The organism is Devosia sp., from assembly GCF_036676215.1.
Lineage (GTDB): Bacteria > Pseudomonadota > Alphaproteobacteria > Rhizobiales > Devosiaceae > Devosia.
On sequence record NZ_JAKFDJ010000154.1, the window covers coordinates 14994 to 37413 of the forward strand.

The 22420-nt window shown below is 64.5% G+C and carries 26 protein-coding genes; 15 read left to right on the forward strand and 11 right to left on the reverse strand.

The window, feature by feature from the left end; genetic code table 11:
* Positions 1-49: 49 nt before the first annotated feature.
* From ubiE to V6M52_RS13225, 6 genes are all read left to right on the forward strand, one after another.
* Positions 50-814: a bifunctional demethylmenaquinone methyltransferase/2-methoxy-6-polyprenyl-1,4-benzoquinol methylase UbiE gene (gene ubiE, locus V6M52_RS13200; RefSeq protein ID WP_332687683.1), complete on the forward strand. Its 765-nt coding sequence runs from the start codon at positions 50-52 to the stop codon at positions 812-814.
* Positions 815-817: 3 nt separating this feature from the next.
* Complete coding sequence (ubiB, locus tag V6M52_RS13205) at positions 818-2371, forward strand: 2-polyprenylphenol 6-hydroxylase (RefSeq protein WP_332701356.1); 1554 nt, start codon at positions 818-820, stop codon at positions 2369-2371.
* A gap of 65 nt (positions 2372-2436) precedes the next feature.
* Entirely contained in the window at positions 2437-3045 is a 609-nt protein-coding gene (locus V6M52_RS13210) for a hypothetical protein (RefSeq protein ID WP_332701357.1), read from the forward strand.
* On the forward strand, positions 3045-3503 hold the full coding sequence (gene dut, locus V6M52_RS13215; protein ID WP_332701358.1) for a dUTP diphosphatase: 459 nt from the start codon (positions 3045-3047) through the stop codon (positions 3501-3503). Before V6M52_RS13210 ends, dut begins: the two co-directional genes overlap by 1 nt.
* Positions 3484-4200, forward strand: coding sequence for a DUF2259 domain-containing protein (locus tag V6M52_RS13220; RefSeq protein WP_332687679.1), 717 nt, complete (start codon positions 3484-3486; stop codon positions 4198-4200). Before dut ends, V6M52_RS13220 begins: the two co-directional genes overlap by 20 nt.
* Positions 4190-4912 (forward strand): HesA/MoeB/ThiF family protein, encoded by a 723-nt coding sequence (locus V6M52_RS13225; protein ID WP_332701359.1) that lies wholly within the window; start codon positions 4190-4192, stop codon positions 4910-4912. Before V6M52_RS13220 ends, V6M52_RS13225 begins: the two co-directional genes overlap by 11 nt.
* Before the next feature lie 6 nt (positions 4913-4918).
* Here V6M52_RS13225 and V6M52_RS13230 read toward each other — a convergent pair whose 3' ends face one another.
* Positions 4919-5779: a LysR substrate-binding domain-containing protein gene (locus V6M52_RS13230; protein ID WP_332701360.1), complete on the reverse strand. Its 861-nt coding sequence runs from the start codon at positions 5777-5779 to the stop codon at positions 4919-4921.
* A gap of 95 nt (positions 5780-5874) precedes the next feature.
* Here V6M52_RS13230 and V6M52_RS13235 point away from each other — a divergent pair, with 95 nt between their 5' ends.
* Complete coding sequence (locus V6M52_RS13235; RefSeq protein ID WP_332701361.1) at positions 5875-6282, forward strand: tautomerase family protein; 408 nt, start codon at positions 5875-5877, stop codon at positions 6280-6282.
* 47 nt (positions 6283-6329) lie between these two features.
* On the opposite strand, the gene fabB is transcribed toward V6M52_RS13235, so the two are convergent.
* The gene (gene fabB / locus V6M52_RS13240) at positions 6330-7556 is read right to left on the reverse strand and encodes a beta-ketoacyl-ACP synthase I (protein WP_332687675.1); all 1227 of its coding nucleotides are present in this window, start codon (positions 7554-7556) and stop codon (positions 6330-6332) included.
* An 81-nt stretch (positions 7557-7637) separates the two neighbouring features.
* The gene (gene fabA / locus V6M52_RS13245; RefSeq protein ID WP_332687674.1) at positions 7638-8168 is read right to left on the reverse strand and encodes a 3-hydroxyacyl-[acyl-carrier-protein] dehydratase FabA; all 531 of its coding nucleotides are present in this window, start codon (positions 8166-8168) and stop codon (positions 7638-7640) included.
* 184 nt (positions 8169-8352) lie between these two features.
* On the opposite strand from fabA, the gene irrA reads away from it, so the two are divergent.
* The 5 genes from irrA (at position 8353) to V6M52_RS13270 (ending at position 11819) form a co-directional block, all read left to right on the forward strand.
* The gene (gene irrA / locus V6M52_RS13250) at positions 8353-8799 is read left to right on the forward strand and encodes an iron response transcriptional regulator IrrA (protein WP_332687673.1); all 447 of its coding nucleotides are present in this window, start codon (positions 8353-8355) and stop codon (positions 8797-8799) included.
* A gap of 154 nt (positions 8800-8953) precedes the next feature.
* Positions 8954-9790, forward strand: coding sequence for an arylamine N-acetyltransferase family protein (locus V6M52_RS13255; protein WP_332701362.1), 837 nt, complete (start codon positions 8954-8956; stop codon positions 9788-9790).
* On the forward strand, positions 9791-10390 hold the full coding sequence (locus tag V6M52_RS13260; RefSeq protein WP_332687671.1) for a YdeI/OmpD-associated family protein: 600 nt from the start codon (positions 9791-9793) through the stop codon (positions 10388-10390).
* Positions 10387-10929 carry a DUF1697 domain-containing protein gene (locus V6M52_RS13265; RefSeq protein WP_332701363.1) on the forward strand — a complete coding sequence of 181 codons (543 nt, stop codon included), beginning with the start codon at positions 10387-10389 and terminating at the stop codon, positions 10927-10929. Before V6M52_RS13260 ends, V6M52_RS13265 begins: the two co-directional genes overlap by 4 nt.
* Positions 10926-11819, forward strand: coding sequence for a ribokinase (locus V6M52_RS13270; RefSeq protein ID WP_332701364.1), 894 nt, complete (start codon positions 10926-10928; stop codon positions 11817-11819). The genes V6M52_RS13265 and V6M52_RS13270 overlap by 4 nt, the downstream gene beginning before the upstream one ends.
* Positions 11820-11881: 62 nt before the next feature.
* Here the strand turns inward: V6M52_RS13270 and V6M52_RS13275 are convergent, their stop codons facing one another.
* Positions 11882-12811: a LysR family transcriptional regulator gene (locus tag V6M52_RS13275; RefSeq protein ID WP_332691952.1), complete on the reverse strand. Its 930-nt coding sequence runs from the start codon at positions 12809-12811 to the stop codon at positions 11882-11884.
* A 99-nt stretch (positions 12812-12910) separates the two neighbouring features.
* Between V6M52_RS13275 and V6M52_RS13280 the strand changes: the two genes are divergently transcribed.
* Positions 12911-13540, forward strand: a complete 630-nt coding sequence (locus V6M52_RS13280) for an NADPH-dependent F420 reductase (protein ID WP_332701365.1) — start codon at positions 12911-12913, stop codon at positions 13538-13540.
* A gap of 140 nt (positions 13541-13680) precedes the next feature.
* Here V6M52_RS13280 and infC read toward each other — a convergent pair whose 3' ends face one another.
* Positions 13681-14217 carry a translation initiation factor IF-3 gene (gene infC / locus V6M52_RS13285; RefSeq protein WP_332691995.1) on the reverse strand — a complete coding sequence of 179 codons (537 nt, stop codon included), beginning with the start codon at positions 14215-14217 and terminating at the stop codon, positions 13681-13683.
* Positions 14218-14397: 180 nt separating this feature from the next.
* Here infC and V6M52_RS13290 point away from each other — a divergent pair, with 180 nt between their 5' ends.
* The gene (locus V6M52_RS13290; protein WP_332701366.1) at positions 14398-15174 is read left to right on the forward strand and encodes an alpha/beta hydrolase; all 777 of its coding nucleotides are present in this window, start codon (positions 14398-14400) and stop codon (positions 15172-15174) included.
* A 40-nt stretch (positions 15175-15214) separates the two neighbouring features.
* Here V6M52_RS13290 and V6M52_RS13295 read toward each other — a convergent pair whose 3' ends face one another.
* From V6M52_RS13295 to V6M52_RS13310, 4 genes are read right to left on the reverse strand one after another with little or no spacing between them, the layout of a single operon-like run.
* Positions 15215-15871, reverse strand: a complete 657-nt coding sequence (locus tag V6M52_RS13295) for a GNAT family N-acetyltransferase (RefSeq protein ID WP_332691960.1) — start codon at positions 15869-15871, stop codon at positions 15215-15217.
* On the reverse strand, positions 15868-16740 hold the full coding sequence (locus V6M52_RS13300) for an SDR family oxidoreductase (RefSeq protein ID WP_332691963.1): 873 nt from the start codon (positions 16738-16740) through the stop codon (positions 15868-15870). The genes V6M52_RS13295 and V6M52_RS13300 overlap by 4 nt, the downstream gene beginning before the upstream one ends.
* Positions 16737-17876, reverse strand: coding sequence for a tRNA epoxyqueuosine(34) reductase QueG (queG, locus tag V6M52_RS13305; protein ID WP_332691965.1), 1140 nt, complete (start codon positions 17874-17876; stop codon positions 16737-16739). Before queG ends, V6M52_RS13300 begins: the two co-directional genes overlap by 4 nt.
* A gap of 30 nt (positions 17877-17906) precedes the next feature.
* Complete coding sequence (locus tag V6M52_RS13310) at positions 17907-18584, reverse strand: glutathione S-transferase family protein (RefSeq protein ID WP_332691968.1); 678 nt, start codon at positions 18582-18584, stop codon at positions 17907-17909.
* Positions 18585-18697: 113 nt separating this feature from the next.
* Between V6M52_RS13310 and V6M52_RS13315 the strand changes: the two genes are divergently transcribed.
* Positions 18698-19507, forward strand: coding sequence for an undecaprenyl-diphosphate phosphatase (locus tag V6M52_RS13315; protein ID WP_332701367.1), 810 nt, complete (start codon positions 18698-18700; stop codon positions 19505-19507).
* Here V6M52_RS13315 and V6M52_RS13320 read toward each other — a convergent pair whose 3' ends face one another.
* Together V6M52_RS13320 and V6M52_RS13325 are read right to left on the reverse strand one after the other, a co-directional pair.
* Complete coding sequence (locus V6M52_RS13320) at positions 19508-20131, reverse strand: LolA family protein (protein WP_332701368.1); 624 nt, start codon at positions 20129-20131, stop codon at positions 19508-19510. It abuts the gene before it with no gap.
* A 161-nt stretch (positions 20132-20292) separates the two neighbouring features.
* Positions 20293-22420, reverse strand: a 2128-nt coding sequence (locus tag V6M52_RS13325) for a DNA translocase FtsK (protein WP_332701369.1), incomplete at its 5' end; no start/stop codon positions are given.

The following is a 22420-nucleotide window of genomic DNA, read 5'->3' on the forward strand; positions in this document are numbered from 1 at the left end:
CCGATACACACACGTATTGCCTCAATACAAAATGCACAGGGCGATAGCCATGACCGAGCCGCGCGAGACCACTCATTTCGGCGAACAGACTGTGGCGATGGACGACAAGCAGGGCATGGTCAATGCCGTATTCCACAATGTCGCCGACCGCTACGACCTGATGAACGACCTGATGAGCGCGGGCATCCACCGGGTGTGGAAGGCCGCCATGGTGGCCGACCTGGCCCCGCCCAAATCCGGCACACGGCCCTATAGGGTGCTCGACATGGCCGGCGGCACCGGCGACATCGCCGAGCGCATCATCAATGCCTCGGTGGGCTATGCCGAAGTGGTCGTCAGCGACATCAATGCCGACATGCTGCGGGTTGGTGCCGAGCGGGCCAAGGCCTGGCGCTATCCGGCGCAAGCCAGTTTCGTCGAAGCCAATGCCGAGGAACTGCCGTTCGAGGACAAGAGCTTTGACGCCTATACGATCGCTTTCGGCATCCGCAATGTGCCGCGTATCCAGAAGGCGCTGGGTGAGGCGCATCGCGTGCTCAAGCGCGGCGGGCGCATCCTGGTGCTCGAATTCTCCCAGGTCGACGTGCCCGGCTTCGACGCCATCTACAATGCCTTTTCCGATCGGCTGATCCCGCCCATGGGCAAGCTCGTGACCGGCGATGCGCAGCCCTACCAGTATCTGGTTGAATCGATCCGCAAATTCCCGCCGCCACCGGCATTCTCGGCCATGCTGACCCAGGCCGGGTTCAAGCGGGTCAAGCACACGCCGTTCTCAGGCAATATCGCGACCCTGTTCTCGGGATGGAAGATTTAGCGCATGCTGATCAGTGCCTATATCCGCCTGATCCGGGCCGGCTATGTGCTGGCGCGCGAAGGTGCGCTCTCCATACCGGGTGACCTGCCGCCGGCCCTCGCGCCGCTGCGCTTCGGCATCTGGTTCGGCCGGCTGATCGAGCGGCCCAGCGTGCGCAGGACCGGCCATGTCGAACGCCTCAACAAGGCGCTGAACCGGCTGGGGCCGACCTATGTGAAATTCGGCCAGACGCTGGCGACCCGGCCGGATGTGGTCGGCGTCCGCATCGCCGATGACCTGTCCGCCCTGCAGGACAAGATGGAGCCGTTCGATCCAGCGCTGGTGCCGGCCATCCTGGCGGCCGCACTCGGCGACAAGGCGGCCGAGCTGACCGAGCTCTCCCCGCCCGTCGCCGCCGCCTCCATCGCCCAGGTGCACAAGGCGCGGCTGCGGCCGGCCAATGGCCTGCCGAAAACGGTCGCCGTCAAGGTTCTCCGCCCCGGCGTCGAGGCGCGCTTCATGGCCGATATCGAGAGCTTCTATGCGGCGGCGTGCATGGCCGAAGGTATGGTGCCCTCCACCCGACGGCTGCGGCCCACCGAAGTGGTGGAAACGCTCGATCGCTCGGCGCGGCTGGAGCTCGACCTGCGGCTCGAAGCCGCGGCCATTTCCGAAATGGCCGAGAACATCAAGGACGATACGGGCTTTGTCATCCCCACCGTCTCGTGGGACCATGTGGCGCAGAATGTGCTGACGACCAGCTGGGTCGATGGCATCCCGATCCGCAAGCATGCCGCACTTGATGCGGCCGGGATCGACCGCAAGGCGCTCGCGGCCAAGCTGCTGCAGAGCTTTCTCAGGCATGCCATACGCGACGGCTTCTTTCACGCCGACATGCATCCGGGCAATCTCTTTGCCGATCCGAAGACCGGCGACGTCATCGCGGTGGACTTCGGCATTATGGGCCGGATCAACCGCAAGGAACGGCGCTTCCTCGCCGACATCCTCTACGGCTTCATCACCCGCAATTACCGCCTCGTCGCCGAGCGGCATTTCGACATCGGCTATGTGCCCAAGGACCAGTCGGTCGACGATTTCACGCTGGCGATCCGCTCCATCGGCGAGCCGCTGCATGGCCGCACCGCCTCGGACATTTCGATGGCGCGGGTGCTGGGCCAGCTCTTTGCCATCACCGATCTATTCTCCATGCAGGCGCGGCCCGAACTGGTGCTGCTGCAGAAGTCCATGGTGCTGGTGGAGGGCGTGGCCCGGGCGCTCGACGCGGACCTCGACATCTGGACGGTGGCCGAGCCCGTCGTCGGCGACTGGTTGCGCAGGGAGGCGGGGCCGCTGGGTCGCATCGAGGAGCTGAGGGATCAGTTCAAGGTGTTTACCGAAGCAGCGCAGCGCCTGCCGGTAATCGCGGCGCAGGCCGAACTGGCACTGGCCGACTATCATGCCGGCAAGGCGCGGCCGCGCGACCGGCTGCTGCGCGGGGCCATGCTGGGCGTGCTGGGGCTCGCCGGGCTGGTGCTGCTGGCGCTGCTGTGGCGCCTGCTTACCCTCGCCCCCTGGTAGGTGTCTTGCCGGTTCAATGACTTAGCCATAGATTGCGCCGCAGGAACCTTGGGGAGACACGCGTCATGTCCATCGAGAAATTCGGCAAATTCACCGCAGCTTTGCTGCTGGGCGCGGCGCTGACCGGCTGCATCGACGCCGACGTCGACGTCGCGCTCACCAGCGAGACCACGGCAAGGGCGACGATGACCCAGGTCATGGGCGCCGAGTTCTATTCCATGGTCGTGATGGGCGCCCAGCAGGCCGGGGAAGATGCTTCGGCCGAGGACGAATTCTGTGCCGAGGGCGAGCTCACCGAGGGCGCCGACGGCAGCGCCACCTGCGTCATTGTCGAAGAAGGACGCTTCGCCGATCTCACCATGGGCAATGACGAACAGGCCATCGTCTTTGCCGCGGCGGGACCCGGTCTGGTGCGCATTTCGCTGCCCACCGCCGAGATGAAGGCCGAGCTCGGCGCCGACGAGGAAATGGACGCCGAGACAAGGCAGATGGTCGAGGCATTCTTTACCGGCCACGCCGTCACCGTGCGCTTTTCAGGCGCCGAGATCACCGAAACCAATATGACACTCTCCGGCGACAAGAGATCGGCCGAGCAGGTCATCCCCTTTCTCGATCTGATCAACGGCACGATCGAGTTGCCCGACGAGCTCTATGCCGTCGTGCGCGCCCCCTGATGGCCGGTGCGGTATCCATCGGCCTGGTCTGGCTGGCTCATGGCCAGGGATTACCCCTGCCCCGCCAACAGAGCGCGGGCGCTGCGGGCATGGATATCGCCGCGGCGCTGGCGCCCGACGAGGTGATCGAAATCGCCCCGGGCCGGACGGCCATGATCCCCTCCGGCTTTGCCATGGCCCTGCCCCAGGGCTACGAGGCGCAGATCCGGCCACGCTCCGGGCTGGCGGCCAAATTCGGGGTGACGGTGCTCAACGCCCCGGGGACGGTCGATGCGGATTATCGCGGCGAAGTCAAAGTCATGTTGATCAATCACGGCCAGGCAGTTTTTGCGGTGCGCCGGGGCGAGCGCATTGCCCAGATGGTGGTGGCGCCGGTGAGCCAGGCATTTTTTAAAGAGTTGGAGACGCTGGATGAAACCGAACGCGGCGAGGGCGGGCATGGCTCGACTGGGCGTTAGCCTTCTTGGCCTTGCGGCGCTGGCGGCACCGGCCATGGCTGGCGACCGGGCGCTGATCGACCTCATCGGCTATTCGGCGGATGCCCGCTATCTCGCCTTCGAGGAATACGGCATCCAGGACGGCTCGGGCTTTGCCTATTCCAGCATCTATGTGGTCGACCTGGCCGAGGACGAATGGGTGGTCGGCACGCCGGTACGCGTGCGGGCCGAGAGCGAAGACATGACGCTGAGCGCCGTGCGGGCCGAAGCGCAGGCGACGGCCGCCGAGGATATCGCGACCCTGGGCATAGACAGGCCCGCCGAGGTCGTCGCGCTCATTGGCGATGGCGCCCCCGGTTTGGATGCCAACAGCCTCCGTTTCGGCATGCCGGGCTACGAGCCCGGCGCAGTCCTGGGCGACCACGAACTGCGTCTTGCGAGCTTCCCGGTCACCGCGGCCGCCCCTTGCAAGGAGTGGTTCGGGGTCGATCCGCTGGGCTACCAGTTGACCCTTGCCGATAGCGAGGGATCGCGCCAGATCCACCGCGATGGCGCGCTGCCCCGCTCGCGCGGCTGTCCGGTCACCTATCGGCTCTATGGCGTGGTGCTGCCGTTCCAGGCCGATTCGGTCGATGATGCGGTGGCACTGATTTCGGTCTATCCCGGGGGCTTTGAAGGCCCCGACCGGCGCTTCATCGCGGTGCCGCTTGGCCTCTGACCCGCTCTCCCCCGCGGAAACGCGGCGTTACGCCCGCCATCTGGTGCTCAAGGGCATGGGCGGGGCGGGGCAGCAGGCGCTGAAGCAGGCGCGCGTACTGGTGGTCGGCGCGGGCGGGCTGGGAAGCCCGGCCATTGCCTATCTGGCTGGCGCCGGCATCGGCACGCTGGGCATCGTCGATCATGACGCGGTGTCGCTCTCCAATCTGCACCGGCAGGTGATCCATACCAGTGCCGCGATTGGCGACAACAAGGCGCAAAGCGCCGGACGCTTTGCCAGTGCGCTCAATCCGCATGTCGCCGTCACCATCCATGCCGAGCGGCTCGACGCCGGCAATGCCGCTGCCCTCATCGGGGACTATGATCTGGTGCTGGATGGCACGGACAACCTCGCCACCAGGCGCGTCGTCGCGGGAGCCGCCGCGGCATTGGGCAAGGTGCTGGTTTCGGGCGCCGTCTCGATGTTCGACGGGCAGGTCACGGTCTTCGCGCCGGGCGGGCCGGCCTTTGCCGACCTCTATCCCGAAGAAGCCGACGATACGGACCTGCCCAGCTGCGAAGCCACCGGCATATTGGGCCCGCTGACCGGCGTCATCGGCACGCTGATGGCCATGGAAGCCATCAAGCTCATCACCGGCATAGGCGACCCGCTGATCGGCCGCGTCCTCACCTATGACGGCAAGGGCGGGCGGTTTTCAGAGTTTTCGTATTAGGGTCACCTATGGCGGGGGTGGAAAAGCGGCCACCGCCTGTCTCAGCCATGCCACAAAATGCTCTGCCTTCCGCCGCCCAGGCCTATCGACCCTGACAACATACCGGTAGCTGCTGTCGAGGAAACCATGCGGCGCCAGCAATCGACCGCGCATCACTTCCTCGGCAATGAGATGCCAGGGCACGATGGCCGCGCCGAGGCCGTTCAGTGCCGCCTCGATGGTCAGATGATAGTGGTCAAAAGTCCTGATTGCGACGCCTTGGTTCTGCCGTTGCACACCGGTGAGGCGCGACCAATCCTGCCAGATTTGGCTGCGTGTCCGCGTTTCCAGTCGCGGTAGATTGTCCGCTTCGATGACCGTGGGCGCAAAGACCAGCCCGATCTTTTCGTGAAACAGCAGTGTGTCGTTTTCCTGGGCTGGCGCGTCCGGCGGCACCACCAGGATCTGCACGTCAATCTGCGTCCGCGGAGGACGGTCGTCAGTGGCGAGGCGGACGTCGTAGCGTGGATATTGCGCGGCGAAGTCATGCAGGCGGGGAATGAGCCAGCGCATGGCGAAGGTGCTGAGGCATGCCACGTCCAGAATCGTATCGTCGCCCTTGGCAATGATGCGAAGTGCATCCTCGATCTGGTCGAACGCCGCGGTGAGGGCGAAACCCAGCACCCGACCCTCCGCGGTGAGCCTCGGGCGATTCCGCGGGCCTTCGAACAGCGGCGTTCCGATGTCCGCCTCGAGATAGCTGACATGGCGGCTGACCGCGCCATGCGTTACGGCAAGTTCCTCGGCTGCAGCCGTGAGTTGGCCGTGGCGCGCCGCGGCCTCAAAGGCGCGCAGAGCTGCGACCGGCAGGTTTCTTCGGCGTTTCATGTGAGCTCACATCACGAACGAACGGCCACAATATCAATATATACGCCAAATTCATTGTGATAATTCGGCAGACCTTCAAACCACAGGTCAAAGCCATGCCCTTCGTCAGAACCGCCGTACCCTTCGGAATTGAGCCGGCGCGCAAGCGCAGTGTCGTCGAGGGTATTCACGATGCCCTGGTCGACAGCATCGGCATGCCGAAGGACGAATTGTTCAACCTCGTCAGCGAGTATCGGGATGACGAATTCTTCTTCGATCGCGGCTTCAACGGCATTGCCCGGTCCGACGCGCTGATCGTGGTCGAGATCACCATGCGACGCGGCAGAAGCGACGCCATGAAGCGGGCGCTCTATGCCGGCATAGTGGAAAATCTCGAAGCACGGGCGGCCGTGTCACCCAGGGACGTCTTCATCTTCATGCATGAGAACGACTATTCGGACTGGAGTGTCGGCAACGGCGTTTTCGCCATGGCCCTGGCGCAGCAGCGCGGGACCGATGGCTGAACCGTCAGCGCGATCGATACTGGCGTCCGCGGGGCGGACGCCACCCCTCAAGCGTCCGGGTGCTTGAACACCAGGGCGGCATTGGTGCCGCCGAAGCCGAAGGAATTGCTCAGCACCACGCCCAGATCGACATTGTCGCGCCGCTGGCGGATGATCGGCATGTCCTCGAAGGCCGGATCGAGCACCTCGATATTGGCGCTCTCGGCGATGAAGCGATGCTTCATCATCAGGATCGAATAGATCGATTCATGGACACCCGTGGCGCCCTGGCTGTGGCCGGTCAGCGACTTGGTGGCCGCGATGGGCGGGCACTTGTCCTCGTTGCCGAACAGGGCACGGATCGCCTCGATTTCACGCAGGTCGCCCACCGGGGTCGAGGTGGCATGCGGGTTGATATAGTCGATTTTGGGGCCGACATTCTTGAGTGCCATGCGCATGCAGCGCTCGGCGCCTTCGCCCGAGGGCGCGACCATGTCGAGGCCGTCCGAGGTGGCGCCATAGCCGATCAGTTCGGCCCAGATTTTCGCGCCGCGCGCCTTGGCGTGTTCGTATTCTTCCAGCACCAGCACACCGGCGCCCCCGGAAATGACGAAGCCGTCGCGTGCCGCGTCATAGGCCCGGCTGGCCTTGGCGGGCGTGTCGTTGAAGTCTGAGCTCATGGCGCCCATGGCGTCGAACAGATCGCTCAGCGTCCAGTCGAGATCCTCATGGCCGCCGGCAAAGACGATGTCCTGCTTGCCCATGATGATCTGTTCCATGGCATTGCCGATGCAATGCTTGGAGGTCGCACAGGCGGCGGTGATGGTATAGTTGATGCCCTTGATGCCGAAGGGCGTGGCCAGCGTGGCCGAGGCGGTGGAGCCCATGGCCTTGGGCACGGCCAGCGGCCCGATGCGCTTGGGGCTGGTATTCTTGCGGGTGATGTCGGCGGCCTCGACAATGGTGCGGGTCGAGGCTCCCCCACTGCCCATGACGATGCCGGTCATGGGGTTGGAAATGTCGCTCTGTTCCAGCCCCGCATCGGCGATGGCCTGCTGCATGGCGAGGTAGTTCCAGGCCGCACCCTTGCCCATGAAGCGGGTGACGCGGCGGTCGAGGATTTCGAAGGGGTCGAGGCCCGGATCGCCCTTGACCTGGCTGCGGAAGCCCAGCTCGGCATAGTCGGGCGCGGCGACAATGCCCGGCCTGGCGTTGCGCAGGCTTTCGGTGACCTCGTCCAGCGAATTGCCGATCGAGGAAATGATACCCATGCCGGTTACGACAACTCGTCTCATCGTGTCCTCGCTTTAATCTTGCTCGGGCGCCATTGCGGCTGACGCCTCATTTATGGATTCGATGGGCCCAAGATAAGGCGGTCAGGCGCTTTTCTGCGCCATCATCTGGCTGTCGGTAAACAGACCAACGCGCAGGTCCTTGGCCTCATAGATCACTTTGCCGTCAGCCTTGACCCAGCCATCGGCGATCCCGAGCGTCAAACGGCCCTTCATCACGCGCTTGAGGTCGATGCCGTATTCGACCAGCTTGACGTCGTCCGTGACCTGGCCGGTGAACTTGATTTCCCCACCCAAGGCGCGGCCGCGGCCGGGCTGGCCGATCCAGCTGAGGAAGAAGCCGGTCATCTGCCAGATCGCGTCGAGCCCCAGGCAGCCGGGCATGACCGGATCGCCGATGAAATGGCATTTGAAGAACCACAGGTCCGGATTGACGTCGAGTTCGGCGCGCACCTGGCCCTTGCCATAGGCGCCGCCGGTCTCGTCGATCTGGGTGATGCGATCGAACATCAGCATCGGCGGTGCGGGCAGGCGGGCATCGCCCTGGCCGGGCAGTTCGCCGCGACCATGGGCCAGCAGCTCTTCATACCCAAATGCGTTTTGCCGTTCGGCCATGCCTGATACCCCGGTTAACCTTGTGGTTTGGTCTCGTATAGGCGCGCGTCGAGAGGGTCAAGTCAGCCCCTATTGACCAATAGGCGCAAAGCCGTTCCTGCGGCGCCCGTGCCGCTTGTGTGAATTTTCCGCGATAGTTATAAGGAAGTCAGCAATTTCCGGCCCTTTGCTGCTCAAGGACCCAATGACAGATCGCTCCCAGACCGTCCGGTCGCACCCATCGCGCAAGCCCTGCCTCACCGCTGTCCTGCGCATGGCCGGTCTTCGCCCGACCCGTCAGCGGGTTGCGCTGGCCGAATTGCTGTTCGGTGGCCCGCATCGCCATGTCAGCGCCGAGCAGTTGCATGGCGAGGCCAGTGACGCCCGCGTCAATGTATCGCTCGCCACCATCTACAATACGCTGCACCAGTTCCATGAAGCCGGACTCTTGCGCGAAGTGGCCGTGGATGCCTCGCGATCCTATTTTGATACCGACACCTCGGACCACCACCACTTCTATGTGGAAGACGAACAGCGGATGATCGACATTCCCGCCTCGTCGGTGGAGTTCGCCGCCCTGCCTGAGGCCCCCAAGGGCATGATGGTCAGCCATGTCGACGTGGTCATCCGCGTGCGCAAGGCGCAGGGATAGCGGGCGGATTCGTGGCCCTGGCAGGCCGGCCATCCCGTCAAACCCGCCGTTGTCCACCCCCTTCGATACAGGAAAATCGCCAAGCGTGCCGGTGACAGCGGCACGCTGATCGCCCATATTGCCGGCCGAACGGAAACTACGGCAAGGGCGGCCAATGAGCCAAAAGGTCAATCTCAAAGCCTATTTCGAGCGAATCGGCTTTGCTGGATCAATCGCCCCGACCTTGGCGACACTCGAAACGATCCACGCGCTGCATCCAGCGGCGATTGCCTTCGAAAATCTCAATCCGCTGCTCGGCCTGCCTGTCGATCTCGACCTGCCGAGCATCGAAAAGAAGCTGCTGACCGAGCGGCGCGGCGGCTATTGCTATGAGCATAACCTGCTGCTGATGGCGGTGCTGCGCGAGCTGGATTTTACCGTGCGCGGGCTGGCCGCAAGGGTGTTGTGGAACAATCCCGAGGCCACGGACGTGCCTCCCCACCACATGCTGCTGGCCGTCGATATCAGCGGCGTCACCTATATTGCCGATGTCGGCTTCGGCGGCATGACGCTGACGGCGCCGCTCCGGCTCAAGGCCGATGCGGAGCAGGCGACCCCGCACGAAACGTTCCGCCTTACCGGGGGCGAACCCGAATGGCGGCTGGAAGCCAGGATCGGCGAGGACTGGAAGGTCCTCTACGCCTTCGACACGACCGAAAGGACCGAAGCGGACTATGCCCCGTCCAATCTCTTTCTTTCCACCGACCCGGCATCGGCCTTCCGCCGGGAGCTGCGCGTGGCACTTTCGCCCAGCGGCAGGCGGCTGGCGCTGCGCAACAATCGCCTGACCATCCACGCCGAAGGCCAGCCAGCGGAGAGCCGGTTGCTCACCAGCGTTGCGGAGATGCGCGAAGTGCTGTCGGACTCCTTCGGCATCCAGTTGCCGTCAGCCGAACAGCTCGATCCGCAGCTCGAGGTCATTCTGGCCGACGCCGGCGTTGTGGAGGTCTAGATGGCGCCGGTCGTCGTCGATACCGACAAGGTCCGGGAATTTGCCGACAAGCAAGCCTTCTATGACTGGCTCGCCGCCCATCACGACAGCGAAGACGAGGTGTGGATCCGCATCTTCAAGAAAGCCAGCGGCAGGCCGACCATCACGCCGGTCGAGGCGATCAACGTGGTGCTGTGTTGGGGCTGGATCGACGCCATCCGCAAGAGCTGGGACGATGTGTCCTTCGTGCAGCGCTATACCCATCGAGGCCGGAAGAGCCTCTGGAGCCAGGTCAACAAGGACAATGTCGCGCGGCTGATCGCGGAGGGCCGGATGACCGAACATGGCCTCCGCCATGTCGATCTTGCCAAAGCCGACGGCCGCTGGGACGCCGCCTATGGCACCACGATGGACGCGCCCGAGGACCTGCTGGCCGCCATCGAGGCCAGCCCCGCCGCGACTGAATTCTACCGTACGCTCAGCGCCCAGAACCGCTTTTCCCTGACCTTTCGCACCATCAATCTCAAGACACCCGCCGCCCGCGCCCGGAAGATCGCCGCCTTCGTCGAAATGCTGGAAAAGGGCGAGACCATCTATCCTCAGGGCAAGGGGAAGGCATGATGGGCGTCTGGCTGGCCTTTCTCCGCGGCATCAATCTGGGCAAGCGGCAGATGAAGATGGCCGAGCTGCGGGAATGCCTCGAAGCCGATGGCTTTGAGGCGGTCAAGACGCTGCTGGCCAGCGGCAATGTGCGGTTTCTCGCGGATGGCAGCGCTACGGCACTCAAGGCGCGCCTGGAAAAGCTCATGGCCGACCGCTTCGGCTTTGCCGTCGGCGTGGTGCTGCGCTCAGGCGAGGAGATCGAGGCCATGCTGGCGGGGCACCCCTTTGCCAGGCTCGACCCCAAGGCAGATGTCACCCGCCACGTGCTGATGTTCGACCAGAACCTGCCGGCCGGGTTGAGCCTGGACGACCGTCCCGGTCATACCGAGATTCTGCGCATCGATCGCCGCGACATCTATATCGCCGGCTACCGCCAGCCCAATGGCCGCTATACCGAGGGCGTCGAAGACGTGCTGAAGCCGCTCTATGCCAAATTGGGCAAGGGCACGCTCGACACGATGCGAAACTGGAACACGATAGAAAAGATGCTCGCATGATCACCGTCTTTGGCTCCACCGGACTCGACCAGATCGGCACCGTGCCGCGCCTGCCCGGACCGGGCGAAACCGTGCTGGGCGGCGTCTTTGCCACCGCGCCGGGCGGCAAGGGTTCCAACCAGGCACTGGCCGCCCGCCGCGCGGGCTCGCAGGTCAAGCATGTCGGCGCCGTGGGCGACGATCTCTTCGCCACCGAGGCCACGGCCCTCTTGCGCGCCGGCGGCGTCGATCTAACCGCGCTCAAGGTCTCGCCGGGCGCCACCGCCGTGGCCATGATCTTCGTCGATGCCCATGGCGAAAACTGCATCGCCGTGCTGCCCGGCGCCAATGCCACCATCACCCCGGCCGATGCTGACGCGGCACTGGCAAGCCTGCCCAAGGGCAGCATCGTCATGTTGCAGCAGGAAATCGCGCAGCCGGCCACCGAGCGCGCGCTCGATATCGCCAGGGCCCGGGGCCTTGTCTCGATCCTCAATACCGCGCCCTATCTCGACACCACGCCGGACCTCGCCCCCAAGGCCTCGATCCTGGTCGCCAACGAGACCGAGTTCGAACTACTGACCGGCCACGGCATCGAAGAGCTCGACGCCGCCATGACGGACTGGGCACGGGAGCACAACCAGACCGTTATCGTGACGCTGGGACCCGATGGCGCCAAGGCGGCGGTCGATGGCAAGCTGATCCATGTCCCCGCCATGCCGGTCAAGCCGGTCGATACGGTCGGCGCCGGCGACACCTTCTGCGGCTATCTCGCGGCGGGCCTCGACGCGGGCCTTGACCTCGAAGCGGCGATGACGCGCGCCGCCGTCGCGGCTAGCCTGGCCTGTCTCAAGCCCGGCGCGCAGCCGGCCATTCCACTGGCGGCCGAAGTCGACGCGGCTATGAAATAGCCTCTTCACCTCTCCCCCAAAGGGAGAGGTGAAATGCGAGTCGCTCTCCAACCGTCCCGCCGCTAAGCCCCGCCCTCAAAGTCCGCAGCAGGACACGCCCCCGCATCGGTGATGGTCTTGAACGCATCCGTCACGGCATCGATGAAGGCCGTGACCCGCCGGGGCACCAGATGCCGCGAGGGATGAACGGTGTGGATCGGCAGCGTCGGCAGGTCCCATTCCGGCAGCAAGCGAACGAGGCGTCCCGCGGCCAGATCGTCATCCACCAGGTCGCGCGGCAGATAGACGACACCGGCCGCGCCGATGGCCATGGCCCGCTGCGCCTCGCCATTGTCGATCTCGATGCCCCCGCCCACTTCCACGGTCAGGGGCTGCCCCGCCGGATCGAGGAAGGTCCAGCGGTTGCGGGGCACAATATTGAGATTGAGGATGCAGCGCGCGCGCTCCAGCTCCTCGGGGTGGCGCGGCGTGCCGTGGCGCGCGAGAAAGGCCGGGGCGGCGCAGCAGACGAAGTGATAGGTGCCGATGCGCCGCGCCATCATGCTGGATGACGGCAGATTGCCGACCCGCACCGCCAGGTCGAAACCCTCGGCGACGAGGTCCACCCGCCGGTCGCTGAGGCTCATCTCGAAGACGATGCCCGGATTGGCGGCGGTAAAGCGCGCGATGACGGCCGGCAGCCGCCTGATGCCGAGCGTCGTCGGCGCGCTCAGCCGGATGCGGCCGCTCAAGGCTTCGGTCGCAATGCTCTCGTCCAATGCTTCGGACGCCGCGATCACCGCCTCGGCCCGCTCCAGGAATTGCCGCCCCGGCTCGGTCAACCGCTGCGCCCGCGTGGTGCGCTCGATCAGCTTGATGCGGTAGCGCTGCTCCAGCGTCGCAATACGCCGCCCCACCAGGGCGGGCGAAACGTCGAGCTGCCGCGCCGCACGGGCAAAGCTGCCGGTGCGCGCCGCGGCGATGAGGGTTCTGAGTTCATCGAGATCGGCCATTCGATACTATTATGCAATTCAGAACCGCTTATCCACGCAATTTTCTTTGCAATAGCGGCGGTGCATATGAGGGTCATCAAGCCAACGGGAGATTTCCAAATGACCACAATCGCAATCATCGGCCTGGGCCACATGGGCAAGGGCCTCGCCAAGCGCCTCGCCGGCAAGACCGATCTTATCCTGTCCGCCCGCGACAGCGCCGCCGCCACCGCCTTTGCCGCCACCCTGCCGGCCGGCGTCACCGTGCTCGATCGCGACGCTGCTATCGCCAAGGCCGACATCGTCGTCCTGGCGCTGCCCTTCGCCCTGGCCCTTGAGGCCGCCGCCAACCCGGCTTTGGCCGGCAAGGTGGTCCTCGACATCTCCAACCCGATCACGCCCGATTTCTCCGGCCTGACCATTGGGCACACCACTTCCGCCGCCGAACAGTTGCAGCAGGCCGCCCCTACGTCGCGCGTGGTCAAGGGCTACAACACCATCTTCGCCGCCCTGTTCGATCGCCCGGCCAGTGAAACAGCCGGCATCCCCGTCTTCATCGCCGGCAATGACGAGGCCGCCGTCGCGGCCGTCGAATCGCTGGTCAAGCTGTCCGGCTTCGCCGTCGAAAAGACCGGCGGCATCGACGCCGCCCGACTGATCGAACCACTCGGCATGCTCAACATCCGCCTCGGCTACGGCCTCGGCCACGGCCCGGCCATTGCACCAAGCTGGATCAAGCTGGCGGCCTGAATGCTGTCCGTCCCACCCAAACGCGATCTGTCCCTCCCCCTTGTCAGGGGGAGGCTAGGTGGGGGTATTCTTCTTCAAGCGCAGCAAAACAAAAAGGCAGGTCCACGGACCTGCCTTTTCTCAATTCATTCCAGCAGCCCTTACTTGGGCGCCAGGACCATGACCATCTGACGGCCTTCGGAGCGCGGCTGGCTTTCCACCTTGGCAATGGTGTCCATCTGCTCGCGAACCTTGATCAGCAGCTGCATGCCGAGTTCCTGGTGGGCCATTTCGCGGCCCCGGAAGCGCATGGTTACCTTGACGCGGTCGCCGTCGTCGAGGAAGCGCTCGACGGCCTTCATCTTGGTCTCATAGTCGTGCGTGTCGATGTTGGGACGAAGCTGAACTTCCTTGACCTCGATCACCTTCTGCTTCTTGCGCGCCTCGGCCGCCTTCTTCTGGGCAGCATACTTGAAGCGCCCGAGGTCAAGCATCTTGGCGACCGGCGGGACAGCATTGGGAGAGATCAGGACGAGGTCGAGACCCTGTTCCTGTGCTTCGGTAAGCGCTTCGCGGGTGTTAACGATCCCGCGGTTTTCGCCTTCAGCATCGATGAGTTGAACATCGGCACTGGTGATATCTTCGTTCGAGAGCGGCCCATCTTTCTGGGGCGCGACTGGTCTCATTGGACGGCGAATGGCAAAGGATCCTTGTGTTATTGAGCCGGGTGGTGAAAGCGGGCATAAAATCGTGTTACGCGGACCATAAGTCAACTGGCAAACTGCCAGAAATTCCGGCCAGTTGCGCCTTTGAAACGCCGCGATCGCCAATCCCCGGTGGCGTGGCTAACGACTCGTTTCCGCCTTTGGAAGACAGCCATGTCCATATCACCTCTCGAGAGTTTCCGCATCCCTGTTGGCGAGGGCGCCGCGACGCGTGACATTGCCGTTGCGCAACGCGCCGGCAAGACGCCCGGCATTTTCTGGCTGGGCGGCTTCCGTTCGGACATGGCGGGCAGCAAGGCCATGGCGCTGGACGCTTTGGGCGCCGAGATGGGCCTGGCGGTGACTCGCTTCGATTATTCCGGCCACGGAATATCCGGCGGGGACTTCGATCTGGGGACGATCAGCCGCTGGCTCGAGGAGGCCGAAGCGGTCCTTGCCCGCACGCAGGGGCCGCAGATCATCGTGGGTTCCTCGATGGGCGGCTGGCTGGCGCTGCTGCTGGCGCGCGCCCTGCTGCGCCGCGGCACGCCCGCTTATGGCATGGTGCTCATCGCGCCGGCGGCCGATATGACCCATGACCTCATGCTGCCCGGCTTCACCCCGCTGGAGCATGAATCGCTGCAGAACAAGGGCTATATCGACCAGCCCAGCGCGTATTCCGACACGCCCTATCGCATCACCAGGGCGCTGATCGAAGACGGCGAGCAGCATCTGCTGTTCGGCGGGGTCATCGAAACCGGCTGCCCCGTCACCATCCTGCAGGGCGGCAAGGACGAAGACGTGCCACAGGCCCATGCCATCAAGCTGGTGACCCATATCCTGCATGACCCGGTGACGCTGACGCTGATTCCGGATGGCGATCACCGGCTGAGCCGGGACGAGGACCTGGCGCGGCTGAAGGATGCGGTCATGCGGCTGGTTGAGGGTTAGGCCGTCGTCACCTCTCCCTTCGGGGGAGAGGTAGGAAACCCTACCGCGTCCTCAGCTTGCTCTTCTGCACCCCATCCGCGTCAAAATTGTCCGGGCTCAGCCACCGCTCATATTCCGCCCGCATGGCTGGCCATTCGCCGTCGATGATCGAGAACCAGGCTGTGTCGCGGCCCTCGCCCTTGATGATCATGTCCTGCCGGAACACGCCTTCGAATTGAAACCCGAAGCGTGTCGCCGCCGCCTTGCTCGGCTCGTTGCGATTGTTGCATTTCCATTCGAAGCGCCGATAGCCGAGCTCGTCGAAGGCATGCCGGGCGAAAAGGAAGAGCGCCTCGGTGGCTAGCGGCGTCCGCGCCATGGGCAGGCCCCAATAGATGCCGCCAATCTCGATCGAACCATGCTCGGGACGGATGCGCATCCAGCCCTGCTGGCCCACGGCCCTGCCGCTAGCTCTGTCGATAACAGCCACATAGCTCGGGTCCGACACGGCCTTGCCCTGCTCGATCCGCGTTTCCATCTCCTCAACGCTTTCTGGCGCACCGGTGAACAGCCAGCGATAGCGCTCGGCGCCACCAGGCATGGTGGAGACCGCGTGCAAATCCGCCGCATGCTTGCTGTCCAGCGGCTCGAGCCGCGCATAGCGGCCCTCGAGCACGATGCGCTGCGGTGCGGACTTGGCTGGCTGGGGTGCGCTCACGGATGGGTTTCCTCGTAAATGGCGGCAAGCCCCTCCCGATAGGTGGGATAGAGCAATTGTATCCCCAGCGCCGTCTTGATGGCGGCGTTGGAAACGCGCTTGTTGTCGGTATAGAAACTGCGCTGCATCGGCGTCATCTCGGCCGTCTCGAAGGCGATCTCGGGTGGCGGTTCGACGCCCATCATGCCGGCAGCATGGGCGATCACCTCCTGGGGCGGCGCCGGTTCGTCGTCGCCGAGGTTGAACGTGCCGTCGAGCCGCGCCGCCGCGGCCAGCGCCGTCACCCGCCCGATATCGTCGACATGGATACGGTTGAAAACCTGGCCGGGCTTGACCACGCGCCGCGACGTTCCCTCGGCCAGCTTGTCGAAAGTGGAACGGCCGGGGCCGTAGATGCCGGCCAGCCGCAGGATCGTCAGCTTCACCCCGCGCTCGGCGGCATAGTCGCGCCATGCCTGCTCGGCCAGCACGCGCCGGTCGCTCCGCTCGTTGCGCGGCACGAGGGGCGCCGACTCATCGATCCAGGCGCCGCCGAAATCCCCATAGACCCCGACTGTGGAATAGTAGCAGAGCCACTGCAGGTGCTCGGCCGCATCGAGATCGGCGCGGTGATGGAGCAATGCCGGATCGCCCTCCTCGCCGGGGGCGATGGAAAAGATCACATGGCTGGATTTCCGCAGGTCGGGGCCCAGGGTCGGGCCGGGCGCCGTGCCGTCGAAGACATGGGCGGAGAGGCCTTTGACGCGCAACAGCTGTGCCTTTTCGGCGGAGCGAACGGTGCCGCCGATGTCAGCATAGTGTCCCGACTCGCGCATGCGCATCGCAGCTGCGGTGGATGAAAATCCGAGGCCGAAAAAGAAGGCGTTCATGCGATATCCCCGGTCCATTCACCCATGACCGAGCTATCGCTTTCCCTGGCCCGATAGGCAAGGCTGAGTTCAGCGGCCCGCACCGGCGCCAGCCGCCGCAGCGCCCAGACCGCCGCGCCACGCACCAGCGCATCCTCGGCCTCGAGCCGTGCCTCGACCAGCGGGAGCAGCGTTGCATCGTCCGAATTGCCGATGGCGATCAAGACGTTACGCAGGAAGCGCGCAAGCCCGATGCGTTTGATGGGCGAGCCGGCGAAGAACGCGCGGAAGCGCTCGTCATCGAGCTGCACCAGCTCGGCCAGAGCCGGCCGCTCCAGCTCGGGTCGCGCCCGCAGCCGGGCCTCGCGGCTGATTGAGGCGAACTTGTTCCAGGGGCAGACGGCCAGGCAATCGTCGCAGCCATAGATGCGATTGCCCATCGGCGCCCGAAACTCCAATGGAATCGGGCCCTTATGCTCGACCGTGAGGTAGGCCAGGCACCTGCGGGCATCGAGCTGGAAGGGCGCAGGAAAGGCATTGGTGGGGCAGATATCGAGGCATTTTGTGCAAGAGCCGCAGCTTTCCTCATGCGGCTTATCCCCCGGTAATTCCGCAGAGGTGAGGATGGCGCCCAGGAACAGCCAGGAGCCGAATTCCCGGCTGACCAGCACGGTATGCTTGCCCTGCCAGCCGAGCCCCGCCGCCTCGGCCAGGGGTTTTTCCATCAGGGGCGCGGTATCGACGAAAACCTTGACTTCCGCTGCGGTTTTTCTTGCAAGCAACCCGGCTATTTCTTTCAGCTTGCCTTTGATTATCTCGTGATAATCGCGATTGCGGGCATAGACCGAAATGGAGCCGAGCGATTTCTCGCCCAGAATGGCCAGCGGATCGGTCTCGGGTCCGTAATTGATGCCCAGCAGGATCACCGATTTCGCTTCGGGCCACATGCCATTGGGACTGGCGCGCCGCTCTGCAGTTTCGGTCATCCAGTCCATGTCGCCATGCCAGCCGGCGGCCAATGCTGCATTGAGCTTGGCAGGCAGGTCGGGCCGCGCGTCGGCCGGGGCAATGCCGAAGCTGTCAAAGCCCAAAGCCGTCGCGCGGGCGCGCAGCTCGGCGACGAGTTTTTCGGCTGGCAATGTCGGTACTGCGTTCAATGAGCCCTCATTATCGCGCCAAGCGGCAGCTCAGAAATCGAGGTCCGCATAGCCCTTTTGCGGTGGCATGCCGACGACGCGGTCGTTGAGCAGGGTGCGAAAGGCCGGCCGCGACTTGATGCGGGAATACCAGTCGCGGGTTTCGCCGGCCTTGCCCCAGTCGATATCGCCCAGATAATCGAGCGTCGACAGATGCGCCGCCAGCGCGAAATCGGCCAGCGTCAGCGCATCGCCGCCGAGCCAGGACCGGGTAGCGAACAGCCAGTTGAAGTAGAGCATGTGCTCGTTCAGGTTCGCCTTGGCCACCCGCAGCACGGCCGGATCGGGCGTGGCGCCCCGCTGGTCGCGCTTGACGATCTTTTCCTCGAGCACGTAGCGGGTGACTTCGTCATTGAGCTTGAAGATCACCCATTCGAGCAGCCGCCACATCTCGGCGCGCTGTCCCGGCTCGGCCGGGATGAGGCCGGCCACCGCGCTGGGCGTATAGAGATCCTCGACCGTTTGAATGGTCGCCAGGATACCGACGATCGGCTGGTCGCTGTCACCGATCAGGATGGGCAGGGTGGCGGCGGGGTTGATTTCCAGCAATTGCGCATCGCGCAGCCAGGGCTTGATCTCCTCCATATCCAGCGGCACGCCATATTCGGCGCACATCAGGCGGATAAGGCGCGAGGACGGGTCGAGTGGATGATGGATCAGGCTCGGCATTTGGACGCTCGTCTCTTTTTGAGGGCGCTGCGGGGGCTGTGCTTGGCGCTCGCTGCGAACCGCGCTAGAGCTTGCCGACACTGTAGGCCCGCTGGACTGAATTAGGGGATCAAATGAACGCCGATCAAGGTCTTTTTGTGCCGCTGATCCTGGGAATTCTCGAAGGGCTTACCGAATTCCTTCCAGTCAGCTCCACCGGGCACCTGTTGCTGGCGGGACATTTCTTCGGGCTGACCCAGCCCGCGACCTTCATCGTGCTGATCCAGCTGGGGGCCATACTGGCCATCGTCACCGTTTATTTCGCCAAATTGGGCATGCTGATCCGCGACGCCCTGACCGGCAAAACCTATGCTTGGCAATTCGCGCTGGCGGTGGTGCTGGCCTGTCTGCCGGCCGTGGTGGCGGGCGTGCTGCTGCGCGACTTTATCCAGGGCGATCTCTGGGAATCGGCGGCGGTGATCTGCTGGACCCTGCTGATCGGTGGCGTGATCCTGCTCATCGTCGACCGGCTGCCGCTGCAGCCAAAATATGACGATATCTACCAGTTTCCCTGGCATCTCGCGCTGATCATCGGGCTGTTCCAGATGCTGAGCCTCGTCCCCGGCGTGTCCCGCTCGGGCTCGACCGTGGTGGCCGGCATGCTGTTTGGCGCCACCAAGCGCGCCGCGGCGGAATTCACCTTCTTCATCGCCCTGCCGATCATGGTCGGCGCCTTCGGCTACGACCTCTACAAGAGCCGTGACCTGATCGACACCTCCATTGCGCTCAACGTCGCCATTGGCTTTGCTGCCGCCTTCGTTGTCGGCGCCCTGGTGGTGCGGTATCTCTTGGGCTTCGTCAGCAGATACGGCTTTGCGCCCTTCGCCTGGTGGCGGATCGTGGTGGGCGCGGCGGGGCTCATCGCCCTTTATTTCGTGGGATAGCTACTGCTCGAGCGGCTTGTAATTGGCCGGGATCGAGAAGAAGGCCCGTGGGATCTCCACGTCCTTTTCCACATCATAGAGCGAGAAGGTCAGCTCGGCACCGCTGGGTTCGACCAGGCTCCACTGCGCCAGTTCCTTGCTGTCGGTATCGAAGATCAGCGAGACCTGCACGGTGCCGGCAATGGTCTCGTCGATCACGGTGATGGCCATATAGCCATCCGAATTGGTGACCTCGACGACATTGGCATTGAGCAGATCGACCTCGTCGCCGAGAAACTGGCGCAGCGGGATCGAGTCCTGCGGATAGGCGTAATAGGTCTCGTCGCGCCGGTTGAGCACGTAGAAACCGCGGCCGATCGAGACGATTTCCTCGCGGCTGGGCGGGGCATAGCGGAAGGCGATCTTGTCGGGGCGCTCGAGGAAGAAGGTGCCTTCGGTGCGCCCGCCATTGGTGTCGATCTGCAGGAACCGGCCGACCATGCTGCGGATCGCCGAATTGTGGGCGCCGATATCGGTGATCAGCTGCTGTTCCTCGGGCGTCAGCGCCCGATCCAGCGCCCAGGCGGGAACGCTGAGGGCAAAGGCGGCGGAAAGGCCGAGCAGCAGGGCATCGCGACGAATCATGGAATATCGATCCCGGGTGGTGGTCGTTGTTGAAGCTAACCTAGAAAGCAATTGCGGCAACAGGTGGTTCCGTCACGGGCCGGCAACCGCTGCTGCAGAAAGAACAATCCCCGCTTTCGCGGGGATGGTCTGGAGCGGGCATCAATAGCGGTTGGCGCCGATCAATAGGGGTCTGAGCCCACCAGGATCTCGCGCTTGCCGGCATGGTTGGCCTGGGAGATGACCCCCTCGCGTTCCATGCGCTCGATGAGGGTCGCGGCCTTGTTGTAGCCGATGGCGAGGCGCCGCTGCACATAGGAGGTGGAGGCCTTCTTGTCGCTCAGCACGATATGGACGGCCTTGTCATAGAGCTCGTCGCCCGAGCCGGCATAGTCGTCGCCAGCAGCGCCGTCGCCGCCGAACTCGCCGCCCTCGTCGTCTTCCTCGGTGATCGAATCGAGATAGTCCGGCTGACCCTGGCTCTTGAGATGGGCCACCACGGCCTCGACTTCGGCATCGGACACGAAGGGGCCATGCAGGCGCTTGGTGCGGCCGCCCGAGGCCATGTAGAGCATATCGCCATTGCCCAGCAGCTGCTCGGCGCCCTGCTCGCCCAGGATGGTGCGCGAATCGATCTTGGAGGTGACCATGAAGGAGATGCGGGTTGGGAAGTTGGCCTTGATGGTGCCGGTGATGACGTCGACCGATGGGCGCTGGGTGGCGGTGATGATGTGGATGCCGGCGGCACGGGCCATCTGGGCCAGGCGCTGGATGGCGCCTTCGATGTCCTTGCCGGCAACCATCATCAGGTCGGCCATTTCGTCGACGATGACGACGATATAGGGCAAGGGCTCGAGATCGAACTGCTCGCTCTCGAAGATGGCTTCGCCGGTTTCGCGGTCAAAGCCGGTCTGCACCGTGCGGGTGATGACTTCGCCCTTGGCCCTGGATTCGGTGACGCGCTGGTTGAAGCCGTCGATATTGCGGACGCCGATCTTGCTCATCTTGCGATAGCGATCTTCCATCTCGCGCACGGCCCATTTGAGCGCCACCACCGCCTTTTGCGGGTCGGTGACGACCGGGGTCAGCAGATGGGGAATGCCGTCATAGATGCTGAGTTCGAGCATCTTGGGATCGATCATGATCATGCGGCACTGCTCTGGCGTCATCTGATAGAGCAGGCTGAGGATGAAGGTGTTGATGCCCACCGACTTGCCCGAGCCGGTGGTGCCGGCGATGAGCAGATGCGGCATGCGCGCCAGATCGGCGATCACCGGCTCGCCGCCGATGGTCTTGCCGAGGCAAATGGGGAGCTTGCCCTTCATCTTCTCGAAATCGGAGCTGGCCAGCATTTCGCGGAAATAGACGGTTTCGCGATTCTGGTTGGGCAGTTCGATACCGATGGCATTGCGGCCCGGCACCACGGCGACGCGGGCGGAGATGGCGCTCATCGAGCGGGCAATGTCGTCGGCCAACGAGATGACCCTGGACGATTTGATCCCGGGCGCCGGTTCGAGTTCGAACAGGGTCACGACCGGGCCGGGGCGGACATTGATGATGTCGCCCTTGACGCCGAAATCTTCCAGCACGCCCTCAAGCTGGCGGGCCATTTCTTCCAGCCGCTCGGGCGCATGCTCGGGCGAGGGGCCCTTGTGGCGCGGCTCGGCCAGAAGGCTCAGCGCCGGCAGCTCGAACCCGCCTGGCTCGTCGAGGAAGGAGCTCTGGGCCTCGCGCAGCATGCGCTGGCCCGGAGCCGGGCGCGGCGCGGGCGCGGCGACGCGCGGCTTGGCCGGATCGACGGGATGGAAACGCGAATCGCCCTGCTGGCGATGGCTGACCGGAGCGACGGGCAGATCGGGCACGAAGGCAATGTCGTCGGCCTCGTCGGGATAGTCGAGCTCGGTATCGTCGTAGCTGGGGCGCGCATTGACGCGGGGCGAGATGGAAGGCGCATCATCGAAGGCGGGCTCGGTAGGAGCATGGATGCGGCGCGCCGAGGGCGCCACGGATGGCTCGCGGCGTTCGGCCGAATGGCCATCAAGGCTGGGCTCGACATCATCATCTCGCCAGGAGGCAGCGTCGGCGGCACGCCGTTCGGCGTGGCTGGCGCGGGCGCGGCGGAAGGCTGTGCGCAACGAATAGCCCATATGGACCATGGCGCCGAGCGCGATATCGACGATCGGGTTGGTCTCGGGCTCATCCTCCTCGACCGGCGCGGCGACGCCCCGGCGGCCGGCGGCGGCCGAAGCCTTCTTCTGCGGTCCGGTCGGTACGGTATGGCCCAGGCCCATGGCGATCCAGAATGCGGCC